Source organism: Neobacillus notoginsengisoli (genome assembly GCF_003515685.1).
Taxonomy (GTDB): domain Bacteria; phylum Bacillota; class Bacilli; order Bacillales; family Cytobacillaceae; genus Bacillus_D; species Bacillus_D notoginsengisoli.
This window is the reverse complement of sequence record NZ_QWEG01000001.1, coordinates 46,601-62,804: the sequence shown is the minus strand read 5'-3', so window position 1 is coordinate 62,804 and position 16,204 is coordinate 46,601. Positions and strand designations below refer to the sequence as shown.

Here is a 16,204-nt window from a genome sequence, read left to right as displayed (position 1 = left end):
CCTTCTTTGTTTTTTTAATATAGCGATTTTTCCTGCATATCCTATAAAAAAAATATGAAAAGGACGAACCTGCCGGTCTTGCCTTTGAAGCCGGAATTTCGTATGATAGCATTACGAACACACGTTCCTATTTTTGCGAAAGGAGCCCGCATGTGATGACGAGGATACCTGAAAAAGACCGGGATATTATGGAGCAGGCCATCTATTTGCCGATGGTGCTGACTGTCCTGAACCGTGATCTTACTGTGATTGAAAAGAGTCCTTTCAAGTTGAGGAAGCCTTATCAGGAACTGGTCGAGGAAACGATGAAGGTTGTACAGAAGGAGCTTGCCGGGGCAAAATCCTATATGAAGTCTAATCAGTTAAAGGTGATGGAAACGAAACGGGATGATGCCTTTACGATGTTCCTGTTTCTTTATAAAGGCTACGAGGAGTATCATAATTATTTTAATCCGCGCATACGGAATAAAGTCCAGGAACTGATGGAGCATTATTTCCTCGGCAGGCACCAGTCCCGTACAAGAACAAACAGTGATTAAGGACGCGAACCGTATTCCATAAAATGCCCATACTTGCGCTGTCTTTCAGAGGCTTCAAGCGCATTGGGCCTGTTTAGGAAATAAAAGGATTTTCTCTCCATCTGCTCGATGCGCTGCATAAGTTTTGTCCTTAGCAGCGCCGTTCTCAAAAGCTGATTTTCGAACGAATTGAACGAAACGGGTACTGGATAGGATTGTTTGTTTTGAAATGTAACGAGCGTGTCATCATTTGCTGTTTTGCTGTGGTGTAAAACATGTTCATGGGAAATCCACATGCATTCGGGCCGGTTTGGCGATGTAGTGGGGAAAAAATAGATGAAGTTCGTGGGGTCAATGACTATGGGAACTTTATGGGTGATGCCGATCAGCTGCCGTGTCCCTTCTTTTCTGCCTTCATAAGAACTTCCGAAGTATTCACAGCTTTTTTTGATAATTTCGATGGGTTTAAACGGGGAAATAAATTCGTCATCCATTTCAAACACTTGCGAATAAACCTTGCTGCCATAGACGAAAGGCTTGATAAACATTGTGCAAGGGTTAATCTCATATTCTTCAATCTGCTTCTGCTTCACATACCTCAACTCCTAATTGTCAGATACGCAGTTATTATACCATTATTTTCCGATAATTTTCTTAACATATGAAAATGTTACGAATTTATTCATAAAATTGACATCAATGTAAAATTATTTTTTCAGAAAATTATAAAAACTCCCTTGATTTTGCTTTATCAATTCACTATAATTAAAAAAAGCAGCAGGGGGGATGAAGGATGAAGGAAAAATCCTACGCGGAACTGATGAAAATCGGCGCAATGAAAAAGGAAAAAGCAAAGAAGTCGTCGCTGCAGGAACTTTACATTGAGATGCTGCTGAATGAAATCCAGTTGAACATTGAAAAAGAGAAACTTTTGCGCAATATCGATGAAGCATTGGAGCAACGCAATGAAAAGGACTTTATGCGCCTTTCTGGAAACCTTGTGGAACTTGAAAAGCGATTTGGTGCCTGAAATTTTCGGCAACCCGGCCACCACCTAAAAAAGTAGCCAGGAAGCCAGCCGTCTCTATTTCAGAATCTTATTTCCACGGCTTCCAAACCGAAAAGTCAAAGGATAATGGCAAAAACCGCCCCTGCCCGGGCGGTTTTTTTTGATATGAAAACTCCTCCTACTTGCTGTTGAGTGGTGCGATCAGTTCCTCGTCTTCATTTCTTGCCGAGTTCACTCGTGTGGAAACCTGATAAAAATCAATTTTGCCAAGGGGATAAGGTTTTAACAGTGACGTCAGGGTAAGTGGGTCCGTGACCGATGGATCAAGCCATATATCCTGTTGTTCACGCTCTAGGATTGCCGGCATCCGGTCATGGATGGCAGCCGTTTTTTCATTTGCAGCAGTCGTAATAATCGTACAGGAATAAATCGTCTTGCCGCCTCGATCCCAGCGGTCAAACAGCCCTGCGAAAGCAAGTGGTCGGTTGTCCTGGTTGATGAATCTGTAAGGCTGTTTTACATTCCCTTCCCTCTTCCATTCAAAATATCCATCGGCAGGGATGAGGCACCGCTTTGACTTCAATGGCTGCTTAAAGCTTCCCTTCTCATGAACAGTCTCTGCCCGGGCATTGATCATCTTGTAGCCAATTTTTTCATTATCCGCCCAGAATGGAATCAATCCCCAACGCAGCATTCCCGCTACCCGTTTATCGCCATGGGCGGCGATTGCAAGAATATCGGTTCCGGGTGCGATATTGTAGCGCGGCTCGAGCTCCCCGTCGAATTCAAATTGAAATTGCCGCATCAGTTCGTACACATCTGTTATGAGTGAAAACCTTCCGCACATTGGCAACCCCTCCCTTCATGTTGCCAAAATTTTAACATGAACGGGAGTGAAAACAAATTTTGCGGCATTCCGCGCCTGCGACATGGATTTGGGCAGGAAAAAAGCGGATGCGAATCTCGAATATCTTTGCAAAAAAGTAAAAAGGCCGGCAGTCCGGCCATACTCCATCAGCTATATAGGCCTGCCAGGAAAATTCCCAGCGCCTCCTGGTAAATTTGATCAAACTGTGCAAGCGGCAGCGGGTTTACTCCCCTGCCGAGCTCCACTGTAAAGCCTGGCCGCCGCCAATCCTGAATAAACCAATCCTTGTAGCCGGCATAGCTTTCAATCGTTTTTACCGGCTCATATCCGCTCACCCTTGCGAACTCCCTGACCAGCCTTTCAGAATCAGGCGGCTCATGGTTTTCAAATCCCCAATAAATGACCTTGCCCTGAGTATGGAAGGCCAGGACTCTGGTAAAATCTCTCCTTCGCGTTAAGTTCGCCATCGCAATCGCTTCCGGTTCGGACAGGGGCCGCTCACCCCCGTAATCCCTCGGTCCCGGAACTTTCGGGTTACGCGCCCTTTCCAATTCCCACCTAGCCGGGAATTGGTCATTCAGGTCGACTCCCCTGATATTGGCTTTCCAGCCCGAGAAGTCTGTGCTTCCCCTGTTCCAGGCAACGACTCTGGCCCGCCACGGATCGTTTGCGGGAAGGCCATTGATGACAAGATGGACTCCATCCGGATTCACCATTGGCACGATAGATAGCGTCGTCTGCAAGTAGGTTGGCAACGTGGATCTTCCGCGAATCGTCGTCTGGTTTGTCAGCGACAGCAGGTAATCATTCAGAAAGGTCATGAGCACCGGTGTCGTAATCCATTCATTCGCATGAAATGAACCGTTATAATGAACCCTTTTACCACCGCGGCCAATCAGTACTTCAGGAATGTTCCGTCCGGCAACTGAACTTCCGATTGAAGGCACTTGCAAAAATGGATACACATTCCGCAGCCTTCTTACATCATTCAGCATGATTCGATGGTCGTAATTTTGCCTGCCTTGCACGAGCCTCCACGTGATTCTAAGTGGAATTCGGATTGTCTGGCCAATCTGAATCCTTGATGGGTTAATACCTGGGTTTGTCAGAAGCAGCGTATCCAGCTGCAGATTTCTTGACCGGGCGATTCCCCACAATGTATCGCCCCGCCGGACTTGATAACTGGTCGCAACAAAACCAGGAATCTGAATCCTTTGGCCAACTGTTATGGCATTCGGGCTTATTCCCCGGTTTGAATCAATGATCAGCTGGAGTGGGGTTCTGAACAACTGACTGTAGTACCAAAATGTATCCCCTCTCCTGACCATAACCTCCATGCCCTCACCACCCATTTAAAAATGGCATTCATCCAATTATATGAGAACCCAGTTTTTTATAGCACTGGGACTAGGGACTGGACTGCCAGCATCCGAGGGAAGCAACAGAACCGTCCCAGTGCTTCTTTCGCCTCTCGAATGAAGCAGTAGAACCGTCCCCTGCCTCACCAAGAAAGAGCCGGCTCAGGCCGGCTCTTCTTTATTGTTTTCGGTGTTGGATTTGGTATTCTTCGAGCATGGAGATGCGTTCGAGCATGGTTGGGTGGCCGTAGCGGAACTGTTTGACGAGGAAGGGCGGGTTTACTTGGCTTAGCCCTGCACGGGTCAGTTCCTGGAAGCTTCCGATGGCTGCCTGCGGGTTCTTCGTCATATTGATCGCGTATTGGTCGGCACGCGCTTCCTGGTAGCGCGAAACGGCATTTGATAACGGGCTTGACCCGAACATGAGCACCGATAATATCAGCAAAATGAGCGGCAGGCTGCGGATATCGTCGGGGGATGGCACTTTGAGTACCCGGCTCCATTTTTGCAAGATGTGTTGCATGAGAACATGGGCTAAATATAACCCCACAAGCGACAGGAGCAGATAGCCGGCAATCCCGATATACAAATGTTTCTCAACATAATGGCCCATCTCGTGCGCCATGATGAATAAAATCTGGTCGTCGGTGAGCCGGTTCAGCGTCGTATCCCAAAGGACAATCCGCGAGTTGGACCCGATGCCGTTCACATACGCGTTCATTGCGTTCGTTTTCTCGGCCATATTCACCTCGAAAACATGCTCGGCCGGAATTTTAGCCTTGTCGGCCATGGTGAGTATTTTCGCTTCCAGTTCTTTGTTTTTGAGCGGGTAAAAATCATTATATAAAGGGTCGATGAGAACCGGCTGGACGAACATCATAAACAAAGTAAACGGTACCGACAGCATCCAGGCGAACAACCACCAGCGTTTCTGGCTTCTTTTCAAAAGATAGTACAGCACCGGAACGATAATCAGCAGCGTTCCGTAGTTGATCCAAAAGTCAATCAGCTCATCCTTCATCCAGGAAGGAAATGTCTGGGTTGAGATATTGTACGTTTTTGATAAAGAATAACTTATTAAACCGAGCGGAAGGGCGGCGAGGTAGCCCACAAAGGAAAACCAGAAAAGATAAATCGGCGTCCTGAAAATTTTCCTTTTTGTTGCCTGCTCGGCCCATTGTTTAAAACAGCTATTCAACCCTGTCAGCATAATGAGAATGTAAAAAAGCCATTCCCACGGCGAAGACAGGAAGAAAAGCAAATTTCTCGTTTTCGAATACTCTTCCGAAAGCCCAAGTTCCCGGCCGTTCAGGAAGGTTGCCGGATCGGCGCTTGTCCCCTGGTATTCAAACGGCAGGGCAGAGCTTGAAAATTTGAACAAATACCAATAAAAGAAAAGCCCATAGAGCGTAAAAGCCAGGATTGTGAATACTCCCATCTTCCTTGCCATAAATTGTCCTCCTTTTTGTACAGCCTCTCTCTTATTAGTTTAGTTAAAAAGCTGTTGTTTAGAACATCCGACATGATGGCATATGCGAAAAACGTGATTACGGCCAAATAAAGCGTGTAGGCCCAAAGGAATTTTTGCAAAAAGAAGCCGGCCCTAAAGGTACCGGCACTGTTTAGAATATACCTGAAAAAACGGTTAATACTGCGATGGAGCCCAGGACAACGATGATGACGTTCGCACCCAGGAACGCGGCGATAAACGCTGCCGCCGCGCCAATCAATCCGTATCGGATGTCTTCATGAATGAAGAGGATTCCCGGGAAGATGAGCGCGCCGAGTGTTGCATATGGAACGTTTTTCAAGATTCCTTGCAAAAAAGGCGGCAGTTCTTTGCCTTTGAAGAGGACGAACGGGAGCATCCTCGGCACGTAGGTGACGATGCCCATCCCGATAATCATCCAAATGATTTCACTTCTCACCGCCTGCCACCTTCCTTTCCTTTACAAAAACAACTGTCTCGGCAATGACTGCGGCGAGCAGTGTCGCTGCGACGATTGCCCAGCCCGCTTCCAAAACCTTTCCGAGTGTAAAGATGGTGTTGAAGGCAGCTGCCATGACCGCCAGGTAAATGGCCTTGGCGCTCTTTTTCATCGATGGAACGAGGAGGCCGATGAACATTGCATATAAGGCGACAGCCATGCTCTCCTGCAATGTTTTCGGAAGGTTCGCTCCAACGAGGTGTCCTGCCCCGGAAAAAATTACCCAGCTGGAATAGGAGATGAGGACAAGCCCGAACATATAACCCGGGCGAACCTCGCCATCCTTTGTGGCGGCAACCGAGAATGTTTCATCTGTCAGCCCGAAGGAATAAACTGCTTTTGCAGCGGTGTCCCCTTCAGGCGCTTTTTCGTTCAGCGAAGTGGCCATTAGGAAATGCCTGATATTGACGATAAAGGTTGTCAGGACGATTTCAAACATACCCGTTCCAAGGCTCAGAAGGCTGAGTGAAATATATTGGGAAGCTCCCGCAAAGACAATCAAGCTCATCATCACTGTTTCCCCAAACGATAGTCCGGCTGATTTTGCCAAAAGCCCGAAAGTCAGGGCTATCGGAAAATAGCCAATTCCGATACTAATCCCGGCTTGTGTTCCGGATTTAAAGTCTGTTGCAGGAGACATTTTTCCCGCGACGGTTTCCGCCATTTCCAATCCCCCGTTCTTTATGTATGGTATATTATCTGAGCCAAAGCCCGTTATAAACATACATTTTACCAAATTTTCAGGAAATAGACAGCTTATTTTTTCCGAGGCATTTCTGCCTTATTGCCTTCGGGCAGTTTACCCTCTATGATTGAAATAGCTTATGAGCTGGGAGCTGGATTTGATGAATACACTTTTAATTAGGATTGAGCGCGAATTGGACAATTTGTCTGAAGCTGAGCGAATGATTGGCCAATATATTATTGAGCATCCCCAATTCGTCCCAAATATGACGACAAAGGACTTATCGCAGAAAACCGGGGTCAGTGAATCAAGTGTTGTCAGGTTTTGCAAATCGATCGGGATAGGCAGTTTTAAATCATTCAAACTTGAACTGGCAAAACAAATTGCGTTGTCGGGCTCCAACTTGACGGATTTTTCGATTTTACAGCAAAAGGATTCCCCCTATGATTTGTTCCACCGGGTCACCTATACGAACAAAGCAGCTATCGAATCATCACTCGCCTCGCTTGACAGGAAAGAACTCGAGCGGGCTGTCGAAGCGATTTCCAATGCCTCCAGGCTGATTTTCTTTGGAGTCGGGGGGTCCGCAACCCCTGCGCTCGATGGCCACTACAAATTTTCCAAGCTTGGCTACCATTCGGTGATGGCGCACGATTTCCACTACTTGCTGTCTCTTATTCCTTACTTGGCGCCGAACGATATCTTTGTCGCCATTTCAATGTCCGGCAAAACAAAAGACGTTTTGGAGCTTGCCAGTTTTGCAAAAGAAAAAGGGGCGATTGTCATTGCAATTACCAACCTTGATAAATCACCCCTCTACAAGATGGCGTCCATCCGCCTTTGTACACCGGCAGTCGAGCAGGATTACCGGGTCGGTACCATTTCATCGCGGATGACCCAGTTGAACATCATTGATGCCCTTTATTTAAGCGTGTTCAACCTGGTTGGGGAAAAAGTGGTTGACCAATACCACGAAGCCCGAAAAGAAGTCATAAAACTAAGACGCTGAATCCAATTTGTCCAAAAGCACCTATGCAAGGTGCTTTTTTACTTTGTTAAAGAATATTATTGATTAATTAACTAGGCATGTTGATTGGAACGGAGGGCACGACTCCGGCGGGATGTAGCGGCAATGTGGAGACCCCACAGGCGCATTAGCGCCGAGGAGGCTCCACTGAGACGCCCTGCGGACAGCGTGTGCCTCGTGACAGGCAAAGAACGCCTGTCTCTGCGATGATTATTCACAGGAGCTTTCCTTGCGGAGTGGAAATCAACAGGCATATTTGAAACAATGAGTTTATTTAATATTTAAACAAATGAAATTTACATTCAATGTTTAGTAAAATATTATTGACTTTAAATTTCATAGGCATAAAATAGAAGTATATCACTACAAAAAAGGGTGGTTCTATGCTTGATAAATTGACAACGGAGAAAAGGAACGGTAAGACAATGAATCTTGATCTCATGTCTGTAAAGGAAATCCTTGAAACAATGAACAAGGAAGACCAAACTGTTCCTCAATCCGTCGCTGGAGAAATACAGGAAATTGAAAAGGCTGTCAACAAGGCCATTTCTTCCTTCCGCAAAGGCGGGCGCCTCATTTATCTTGGAGCCGGTACGAGCGGACGGCTTGGCGTTTTGGATGCGGTTGAATGCGTTCCAACATTCGGTTCCCTGCCTGAAATGGTACAGGGTTTTATTGCCGGCGGAATGAAAGCGTTCACAAAAGCAGTCGAAGGAGCAGAAGATGATGAAGCCCTGGGAGCTGAAGATCTGAAAGCCATTTCCGTCAACGAAAATGACACAGTCATTGGCATTGCCGCAAGCGGCCGGACACCGTATGTGATTGGCGCGTTAAAGCATGCCAGGTCAAAAGGGGCAGCGACAGTGAGCCTCACCTGCAACAAAAACAGCGAGATTAGCAAGTACGCGGAAATTGCCATTGAAGTTGAAACCGGTCCTGAAGTCCTGACGGGGTCGACAAGATTGAAGGCAGGCACCGCCCAAAAGCTTGTCCTGAACATGATTTCGACCGCATCGATGATTGGCATCGGCAAAGTGTACAAAAACCTTATGGTTGATGTCCAATCGACGAACAAGAAACTGGTTGAACGCTCGAAGCGAATCATTATGCAGGCAGCCGAAACAGATTACGACACAGCCGCCAAGTATTATGAAAAAGCACAACGGAACGTGAAGGCAGCCATCATCATGATCCTTCTCAATTGCTCCTATGAAGAGGCTGCCCAGAAGCTTGACGAATCGAATGGATTCATAAGAAAGACAAAATAGGGGGAGTAAATGTGAAAAAAGAACAACGGATGGCCAATGATATCCTTCAGCATATCGGCGGCAAAGACAATGTTAGAAGCGTGGCCCACTGTATGACCCGCCTTCGCCTAAACTTGAAGGATGATTCCAAGGCCAATATCCAGGATCTAAAGAAAATCGACGGCGTTATGGGCGTTGTCGAGGATGACAATCTGCAAATCGTTGTCGGCCCTGGTACTGTTAACAAAGTTGCGGCAGAAATGAGTGCAATGACGGGGCTTCGTGTCGGGGAAGAAGCAAATGCCGATGACCTGACACTCGAAGAAAGGGCAGCCTTGAACCAATCAGCTGTCAAAAAGAAAAACAATACGCCAATAAAGAACTTGCTCCGCAGAATCGGAAGCATTTTCATTCCGCTTATTCCAGGTCTTGTTGCTTCCGGTCTCATTAACGGAGCAGCCAACTTTGCAGTAAACTCTGGTGTTGAACGCACCCATACCTTGATTCAAATTCTTCTCGTCCTAGGCGGAGCGGTATTCGCATCCCTGGCCGTTCTTGTCGGCTGGAATACAGCAAGGGAGTTCGGCGGAACGCCTGTGCTTGGCGCCATCGCCGGTATTGTCCTTTTCAGCCCGGGCCTTGCGGAAATCAAATTGTTTGGCGAATTGCTCATACCAGGGCGCGGTGGTCTCTTCGGGGTCATTTTTGCCGCATGGCTGATGACTGTTGTTGAAAAACGAGTTAGGAAAGTTGTGCCGAGTTCAGTTGATATTATTTTTACATCCCTTATTACGGTTTTAATTGTCGGATTCTTTTCCCTGTTCGTGATTATGCCAGTCGCTGGCGTCCTTGCTGACGGTATCACTTCCGGACTGAAAGCGATCCTTGATGTTGGCGGCGTTGTCGCAGGCGCGATTCTTGCCGGATTCTTCCTGCCACTCGTCATGGTCGGTCTGCATCACGGCTTGACACCAATTCACCTGGAGCTCATTAACTCAATTGGCAACACTCCGCTTCTTCCAATACTGGCAATGGCTGGTGCAGGCCAGGTTGGTGCAGCAATTGCAATTTTCACAAAAACAAAGAATAAGAGACTGCGCAACATTATCAAAGGTGGTCTGCCAGTCGGTTTCCTTGGCATCGGCGAACCGTTACTTTATGGGGTTACCCTGCCGCTTGGACGCCCGTTCATCACCGCTTGCCTCGGCGGCGCCGTCGGCGGTGCCTTCCAGGCAGTCATGAAAACAGCCGCGGCAGCGGTTGGGGTCTCCGGCCTATCTCTGACTCCGCTAATCGTTGAAAACAAGTTTATTTATTACTTGATCGGAATCGCACTTGCATACCTATTCGGATTCATTTTCACGTACTTGTTTGGTTTTAAAGAAGAAATGGCGGATAATATTTAATAGATTCACAGGGGGCTTGGCACTTTTGCAAAAAGAGTGCCAGGTCTTTTTTTGAAAGATTATATTGAAGGAAATGTTATTATAACCGCGTTGATTGAAACGAAGGGCACCGACTCCGGCGGGATGCAGCGGCAAGGTGGAGACCCCACAGGCGCCTGAGCGCCGAGGAGGCTCCCCTGACGCCCCGCGCGGCGCTGAGTGCCCGAAGTGGAAATCAACAACGCTTTTGAAAGCGAAAGGAGCTTTTTTAATGCTTGGCATTTCAGTTTATTTATCACAACCTGTCGCGGCCCAGGAACCGTATATCCGGAAAATGAAAGAACATGGCTTCGATTCCATTTTCACCTCCCTCCATATTCCCGAAGATAACCCCGCCCGCTACCGGGATGAGCTAAAGGCGCTCGGCAAAATTGCCAAGGAACTTGATATGGAACTTGTCCCTGATATTTCACCAAATTCGCTCAAACACCTTGGCTGCACTTGGGAAAATGCCGACTCCTTGCTTAATTGGGGTCTTAGCGGGCTCCGGGTCGATTATGGGGTGGAACCGGAAATCATCGCCCTTCTGTCTCAAAAAATGAAAGTGGCGTTGAATGCGAGCACGCTTACCCGGGAGGAAATCACTGCCTTAAAAAAATGCGGGTTGAACACTTCCTCCGTTGAAGCTTGGCATAATTTTTATCCAAGGCCGGAAACAGGGCTTGACCGGGAAAGCTTCAGAGAGAAAAACCGGCTGCTGAAGGAGGAAGGCATTACGGTTATGGCGTTCGTCCCCGGTGATGAGACAAGGCGCGGACCCTTATTTGAAGGATTGCCGACTTTGGAAGACCACAGGCACTTCTCCCCTTTTACGGCCTATCTTGATTTGAAGGAGAACGAAGAGATTGATAAAATCCTGATTGGTGACCCTGAACTATCGGAGGGAGCACTAAGGCAATTTTCATCTTACAGGGATGAGACTTTTTATCTACGTGCCCGTTCTTTTACAAGTGACCAGCATCTTCTTGAAACACTTTCTGCTACCCAGTCAAACCGCCAAGACAGGGCAAGAGATGTAATCCGCTCAATGGAATCGAGGATGTATGCCTTGATCGGCACCAAAAGTGTCCCGCCGCTTAATACAGTGGAACGCCCGACCGGATCGATTACAATAGATAATGAACGATACGGACGCTATCAGGGCGAAGTACAGATTACAAAAAAGGACTTGACTGCAGATGATAAAGTGAATGTGGTAGGCAGAGTGATTGAAGAGGACCTGCCGCTGCTCCCGTTTATTAAAGGCGGCTGCAGGTTTATGCTGCGGTGGGTTTAGTTTAATAAAGCCGGAGCTTTCTTGCCTAATAAAGGAGCCTCTGCTCAACCGGCAGCAGGCTCCTTTCTATGTGTTCTGTCGATTTTAAAGGTTGCAGCTGATATGACGGTTTGTTTAACAGAGAGCACTAGTTATCGAACCTAAATATATTTCTTTTTACTAGTGAAAATTTACTACATTTTTATTTTGACCTAGTTAACCTCAGAGGCTGACTAGTTATCAAGTTGGAAAACATGTAAATTAACTAGGTAAGTACCGAAGTTTGGCTAGTTATCTCAAGCTCATTTCTTCGGCAGGCGTAGGGGAAGTGCAGGAGACCGACTAGTGAATTCAACCTTCCGCATGCGATTTTCACTAGTGATAACATACTACCTTTTTATTTTTATCTAGTAGGCGTCTGACCCCTACTATATTCAAAAAATAATGATGGCCTTTTTCCACTAGTTAATCCAAGCGGTTTACTAGTCCCTCGCCACCTTCCCAACCCAAATTAACTAGTGAATTCTCACTAAAGAATAGTTGAGAGACTAGTCCGGGTCTGACGCCTACTATTTTAGCAATATAATGATGGCCCTTTTTCACTAGTTAATCTCAATTAAAGTTAGATTGTCGCCTGTCCAGCGCAGTTTGTTCCCTCTAAAAACCCGGCCTTCTCTTTTTACCGAATCCCTATTTCCCTTTAAAATTAGGCTTCCTCTTTTCGCTAAATGCCTGGAGCGCTTCGACGCGGTCTTCTGTCGGAATCAGGACTTCGTACGCCTGCCTTTCGATTTTCAAGCCTGTCTGCAAATCGGTCTCCATTCCCTTCTTGATCGCAAGTTTTGCCTGTCTGAGGGCAATCGGACCGTTATTGAGGAGATTTTTTGCAAATTCAAGGCTCAGTTCCATTGCCCTGCCCTCTCCGGCAATTCTTGTGAGCAGCCCGTATTTATTTGCTTCGCCTGCTGTTAGCCGGTGGGCGCCAAGGATGAGTTCGAGTGCTTTTGCCTGGCCAATCAGCCTTGGCAGCCGCTGGGTACCGCCCGCACCCGGTATGATGGCTAGGCTCGTTTCCGTCAATCCCAGCTGGATGCCTTCTTCCGCAATCCTGAAATCGCAGGCAAGGGCAAGCTCCATTCCGCCACCGAATGCAAAGCCGTTCATTGCGGCAATTGTTGGCTGCGGCATCAAATCGACGAGATTGAATACTTCACTGATTTTGCCAACATTCCGAAGCACTTGGTCAACTGTCAATGTCCTTCTTTCCTTTAAGTCAGCTCCGACACTGAACGCCCTGCCCCCCGCGCCCGTGAAAATAACGACGCGGACATCAGAATCCTCACTAACTTCCTTGACGACTTCCTCTAGCCTGCACAGTGTATCGTAATTGAAGGCGTTCATCGCTTCAGGTCTGTTGAGGGTGATGATGCCGATATAGTTTCTTTTTTCAAATAAAATTTGGTCCATAGTCGCTATTACCTCCTATTGGCATTGGCAAGGGGCAGACACTGGCAGCCTGCCCCCCGTTATACAATATATTCATTAGTTCTGCTTTCAAATTACTGTTTTGCAGCTTCGATTTGGGCTCTCAATGCCCTGCGCAAAATTTTCCCTGTCGTATTCTTCGGAAGCTCTTCGAGGAATTCAATTTTCGATGGCAGCTTGTATTTTGCCAAGCGCTCACTGCAATAATTCAGCAGTTCTTCCTCAGTCAAATTAGGATTTTTTGAAACGGCATAAGCAACGACCGCTTCGCCGAAGTCAGGATCCGGAATGCCGACAACGGCTGCTTCAATAATTTCCGGATGGTCGTACAGCACTTCCTCAACCTCCCGAGGATACACATTGTAGCCGCCAACGATCACCAAATCCTTCTTCCGGTCAACGATATAGAAATAGCCTTCGTCGTCCATCCGGGCAAGATCACCTGTATATAGCCAGCCATCACGAATTGTGGCTGCTGTTTCCTCGGGCATTTTATAGTAGCCTCTCATGACATTCGGTCCGCGAACAATCAGCTCGCCAACCTGGCCTGGAGGCACTTCCTCGCCGAGCTCATCGACAACCTTGTTCTCGACATTGACAATCGACATTCCGATCGAACCCGGCTTTCTTTCCCGGTCCAGCGGGTTGAAGCAGGTGACAGGTGATGCCTCTGAAAGTCCATATCCTTCCGAAACACGTACATTGAATTTCTTTTCAAAATGATTCAGCAAAGCGACCGGCATGGATGCACCTCCCGAAACAGCAAGGCGAAGCGATTTGAAGTCCTCTATATTCCCGCCGGCATTCGCATATTGAAGCAGGAAGTTGTACATCGTTGGAACGCCCGCGAAGATAGTCGCTTTATAGTCCCGCGCAAGGTCAAATAGATCCTGTGGACTGAATTTCGGCGCAATGAGCATCGTCGCCCCTTTCATCAAGGGTGCATTGAGGGCAACGGTCAGGCAGAAAACATGGAACATAGGCAGGACGGTAATGATCCTGTCCGTTTCGTTTATATTCAAATAATTAGCGGTGTCGATCGCATTGCTATAAAGGTTCTTGTGCGTCAGCATTGCGCCTTTTGGCTTACCGGTTGTTCCGGATGTGTAAAGAATGACAGCGGTATCATTTTCATGCGGTTCCGATCCTTCGTAATCAAGCCGGCCAGAGGCAAGAACGTCTGTAAACGCCTTTAATTTCGGATAGATGCCAAGTTCTTCTTTATGTATAGTCTCAGCTTCCGGCTGGTTCGAGTCGCAAATAATATACTGTTCAATCTTAGGCAGCAGGTGGTGGGATTTCTCGGCAACAGGAAGAAGCAAATCGAGGGAAATGACTGCTTTCACATCACCGTTATTCAGGATATAACCGATTTCGTCTGGACTGTAGATGGGATTGACAGGGATGACGGTGGCTCCGAGGCGGAGGGCGCCATATAGGCTGATGACAAAATAAGGCGAGTTTCCAAGCAGCAGGGCGACATGGTCCCCTTTTTTGATTCCAAGCTTTTCAAGTCCAGATGCAAATTTTGTAACCGCGGCATCCAATTCCCCGTAGGACGTCGACTTGCCCATGAACATATAAGCATCCTTTTCCGGCATGGCTTGTGCAGTCTCGTGAAGCTTTGTTGATAAGTTCAACTCCCCCTTGAGGCGTGAATGGAGCCCATTCACCTTCCTGCTAAATTTAAAATATTCTAAATTCATTATAGAGAATGCATCGTCCTCCTTCAAGTTTTACAGCGTACCTTTGCGGAGATTCTGAGGCAGGTAAAAAACCCCCGCTGACTTAGCAGCGGAGGTGACAAACAGATAGATTTTACTAATGCATTTGTATTCCTGAATCCTGGTGCTTTGACGCGAATCCAAGGTTTGTGCGTCATTCAAACCAATTTTAAACGAGACTTTGACGCGAATCACAGCCTTGCGCGTCGTTCAAGCCAATTTTAAACGAGACTTTGACGCGAATCCAAGCTTTGCGCGTCATTCAAGCCTATTATAAACGAGACTTTGACGCGATTCACAGTCTTGCGCGTCATTCAAGCCCATTTTAAACGAAACTTTGACGCGAATCACGGCCTTGCGCGTCATTCAAGCCCATTTTAAACGAAACTTTGACGCGAATCAAAGTCTTGTGCGTCATTCAAACCCATTATAAACGAGACTTTGACGCGAATCAGGGCCTTGCGCGTCATTCAAGCCCATTTTAAACGAAACTTTGACGCGAATCGAAGTCTTGTGCGTCATTCAAACCAATTTTAAAACAGACTTTGACGCGGACCACACCCCTCCTCGACATGCAAACAGGATTAATAAACCAGCTCAACAAATTCTTCTTTTGTGATGTTGCCAAAGTAATGCTTGATGTCCACATCTTCAAGTGCCTGGGCAATGTCCGAGCGGTCGTAGCGGATGCCTTGCAGCTTTTCTTCAATTTCGGAAACCTCGCCTACCCCGAAGAAATCGCCGTAGATTTTGCAATGATCGATATAGCCTTTTTCGACTTCAAGCCTTAAATCAATTGAACCGACAGGGAAACGGTGCGAACGCTGCAGGTTGAACTTCGGTGAACGTCCGTAGTTCCAGTCCCAGTTTTGGTAGCGTTCTTTTGAAAGCTGATGGATTTTTTCCCAGTCCTCATCAGTCAGTTTATATTCGGGGATATCTTCTACCCCGTCAAAAATATACCTCAAAAGAAGAGTACGGAACTCCTCCATGGTCACCTTCCTGTCCAGGAACTCGGCAATATTAGCGACCCGGCTTCTGATCGATTTAATCCCTTTTGATTCAATTTTGTCTTTTCTCACCTTTAACGCTGCTACAACAGCATCGATCTCCGAATCGAGCATTAAGGTACCGTGGCTGAACATCCTGCCCTTCGTGGAGAACATCGCGTTTCCGGATATTTTCCGGCCTTCAACGGTGATGTCATTCCTGCCGCTTAATTCCGCGTTTACCCCAAGCCTTCCAAGAGCTGCTACAACCGGTTCGGTGAACTTGCGGAAGTTATGGAAGCTTTCCCCGTCATCTTTTGTGATGAAACTGAAATTCAGGTTTCCGAGGTCGTGGTACACAGCCCCGCCGCCTGACAGCCTGCGGACGACATGAATTCCATTCGCCTCAACGTAGTCAGTATTGATTTCCTCGATTGTATTCTGGTTTTTGCCAATAATAATTGATGGTTCGTTTATGTAAAATAGCAGATAGGTCCGATTAATATCAAGGTTCTTTAGCGCATATTCCTCGATGGCCAAATTGATTCGTGGATCTGTAATTCCTTTATTATCTATAAACAGCATGGCAATACCCCTTTTCTATTT

The 16,204-nt window shown here is 47.1% G+C and carries 15 protein-coding genes; 6 read left to right on the top strand and 9 right to left on the bottom strand.

Going from position 1 to position 16,204, the window contains the following annotated elements:
• The first annotated feature begins 155 nt into the window (after positions 1–155).
• Positions 156–539: a YhjD family protein gene (locus D1B31_RS00305; RefSeq protein ID WP_118918764.1), complete on the top strand. Its 384-nt coding sequence runs from the start codon at positions 156–158 to the stop codon at positions 537–539.
• On the opposite strand, the gene D1B31_RS00300 is transcribed toward D1B31_RS00305, so the two are convergent.
• Positions 536–1,111 (bottom strand): competence protein ComK, encoded by a 576-nt coding sequence (locus tag D1B31_RS00300; protein WP_275670679.1) that lies wholly within the window; start codon positions 1,109–1,111, stop codon positions 536–538. The two genes, D1B31_RS00305 and D1B31_RS00300, sit on opposite strands and share 4 nt — an antisense overlap.
• A 200-nt stretch (positions 1,112–1,311) precedes the next feature.
• On the opposite strand from D1B31_RS00300, the gene D1B31_RS00295 reads away from it, so the two are divergent.
• A complete protein-coding gene (locus tag D1B31_RS00295) occupies positions 1,312–1,548 on the top strand; it encodes an IDEAL domain-containing protein (protein ID WP_118918763.1) in 237 nt (78 codons plus the stop codon).
• Between the two features lie 157 nt (positions 1,549–1,705).
• On the opposite strand, the gene D1B31_RS00290 is transcribed toward D1B31_RS00295, so the two are convergent.
• From D1B31_RS00290 to D1B31_RS00270, 5 genes are all read right to left on the bottom strand, one after another.
• On the bottom strand, positions 1,706–2,374 hold the full coding sequence (locus tag D1B31_RS00290; RefSeq protein ID WP_118918762.1) for an SOS response-associated peptidase: 669 nt from the start codon (positions 2,372–2,374) through the stop codon (positions 1,706–1,708).
• A 167-nt stretch (positions 2,375–2,541) separates the two neighbouring features.
• Entirely contained in the window at positions 2,542–3,732 is a 1,191-nt protein-coding gene (locus D1B31_RS00285) for a M14 family metallopeptidase (protein ID WP_118918761.1), read from the bottom strand.
• A gap of 199 nt (positions 3,733–3,931) precedes the next feature.
• Complete coding sequence (locus D1B31_RS00280; protein WP_118918760.1) at positions 3,932–5,203, bottom strand: M48 family metallopeptidase; 1,272 nt, start codon at positions 5,201–5,203, stop codon at positions 3,932–3,934.
• A 172-nt stretch (positions 5,204–5,375) separates the two neighbouring features.
• Positions 5,376–5,681: an AzlD domain-containing protein gene (locus D1B31_RS00275; protein WP_118918759.1), complete on the bottom strand. Its 306-nt coding sequence runs from the start codon at positions 5,679–5,681 to the stop codon at positions 5,376–5,378.
• Positions 5,671–6,405: an AzlC family ABC transporter permease gene (locus D1B31_RS00270; RefSeq protein ID WP_118918758.1), complete on the bottom strand. Its 735-nt coding sequence runs from the start codon at positions 6,403–6,405 to the stop codon at positions 5,671–5,673. Before D1B31_RS00270 ends, D1B31_RS00275 begins: the two co-directional genes overlap by 11 nt.
• Before the next feature lie 181 nt (positions 6,406–6,586).
• Between D1B31_RS00270 and D1B31_RS00265 the strand changes: the two genes are divergently transcribed.
• The 4 genes from D1B31_RS00265 to D1B31_RS00250 all read left to right on the top strand — a co-directional run bounded on the left by D1B31_RS00265 (position 6,587) and on the right by D1B31_RS00250 (position 11,421).
• On the top strand, positions 6,587–7,435 hold the full coding sequence (locus D1B31_RS00265; protein ID WP_118918757.1) for a MurR/RpiR family transcriptional regulator: 849 nt from the start codon (positions 6,587–6,589) through the stop codon (positions 7,433–7,435).
• Positions 7,436–7,836: 401 nt separating this feature from the next.
• Positions 7,837–8,721 (top strand): N-acetylmuramic acid 6-phosphate etherase, encoded by an 885-nt coding sequence (murQ, locus tag D1B31_RS00260; protein WP_118918756.1) that lies wholly within the window; start codon positions 7,837–7,839, stop codon positions 8,719–8,721.
• Between the two features lie 11 nt (positions 8,722–8,732).
• Positions 8,733–10,106: a PTS transporter subunit EIIC gene (locus D1B31_RS00255; protein ID WP_118918755.1), complete on the top strand. Its 1,374-nt coding sequence runs from the start codon at positions 8,733–8,735 to the stop codon at positions 10,104–10,106.
• Positions 10,107–10,200: 94 nt separating this feature from the next.
• Positions 10,201–11,421, top strand: a complete 1,221-nt coding sequence (locus tag D1B31_RS00250) for a DUF871 domain-containing protein (protein WP_338036439.1) — start codon at positions 10,201–10,203, stop codon at positions 11,419–11,421.
• Positions 11,422–12,090: 669 nt separating this feature from the next.
• Here D1B31_RS00250 and D1B31_RS00245 read toward each other — a convergent pair.
• The 3 genes from D1B31_RS00245 to D1B31_RS00235 form a co-directional block, all read right to left on the bottom strand.
• The gene (locus D1B31_RS00245; RefSeq protein ID WP_118918753.1) at positions 12,091–12,867 is read right to left on the bottom strand and encodes an enoyl-CoA hydratase-related protein; all 777 of its coding nucleotides are present in this window, start codon (positions 12,865–12,867) and stop codon (positions 12,091–12,093) included.
• 92 nt (positions 12,868–12,959) lie between these two features.
• Positions 12,960–14,525 (bottom strand): fatty acid--CoA ligase family protein, encoded by a 1,566-nt coding sequence (locus tag D1B31_RS00240; protein ID WP_118919193.1) that lies wholly within the window; start codon positions 14,523–14,525, stop codon positions 12,960–12,962.
• A 668-nt stretch (positions 14,526–15,193) separates the two neighbouring features.
• Positions 15,194–16,183, bottom strand: a complete 990-nt coding sequence (locus D1B31_RS00235; RefSeq protein WP_118918752.1) for a lipoate--protein ligase — start codon at positions 16,181–16,183, stop codon at positions 15,194–15,196.
• Positions 16,184–16,204 lie beyond the last annotated feature (21 nt).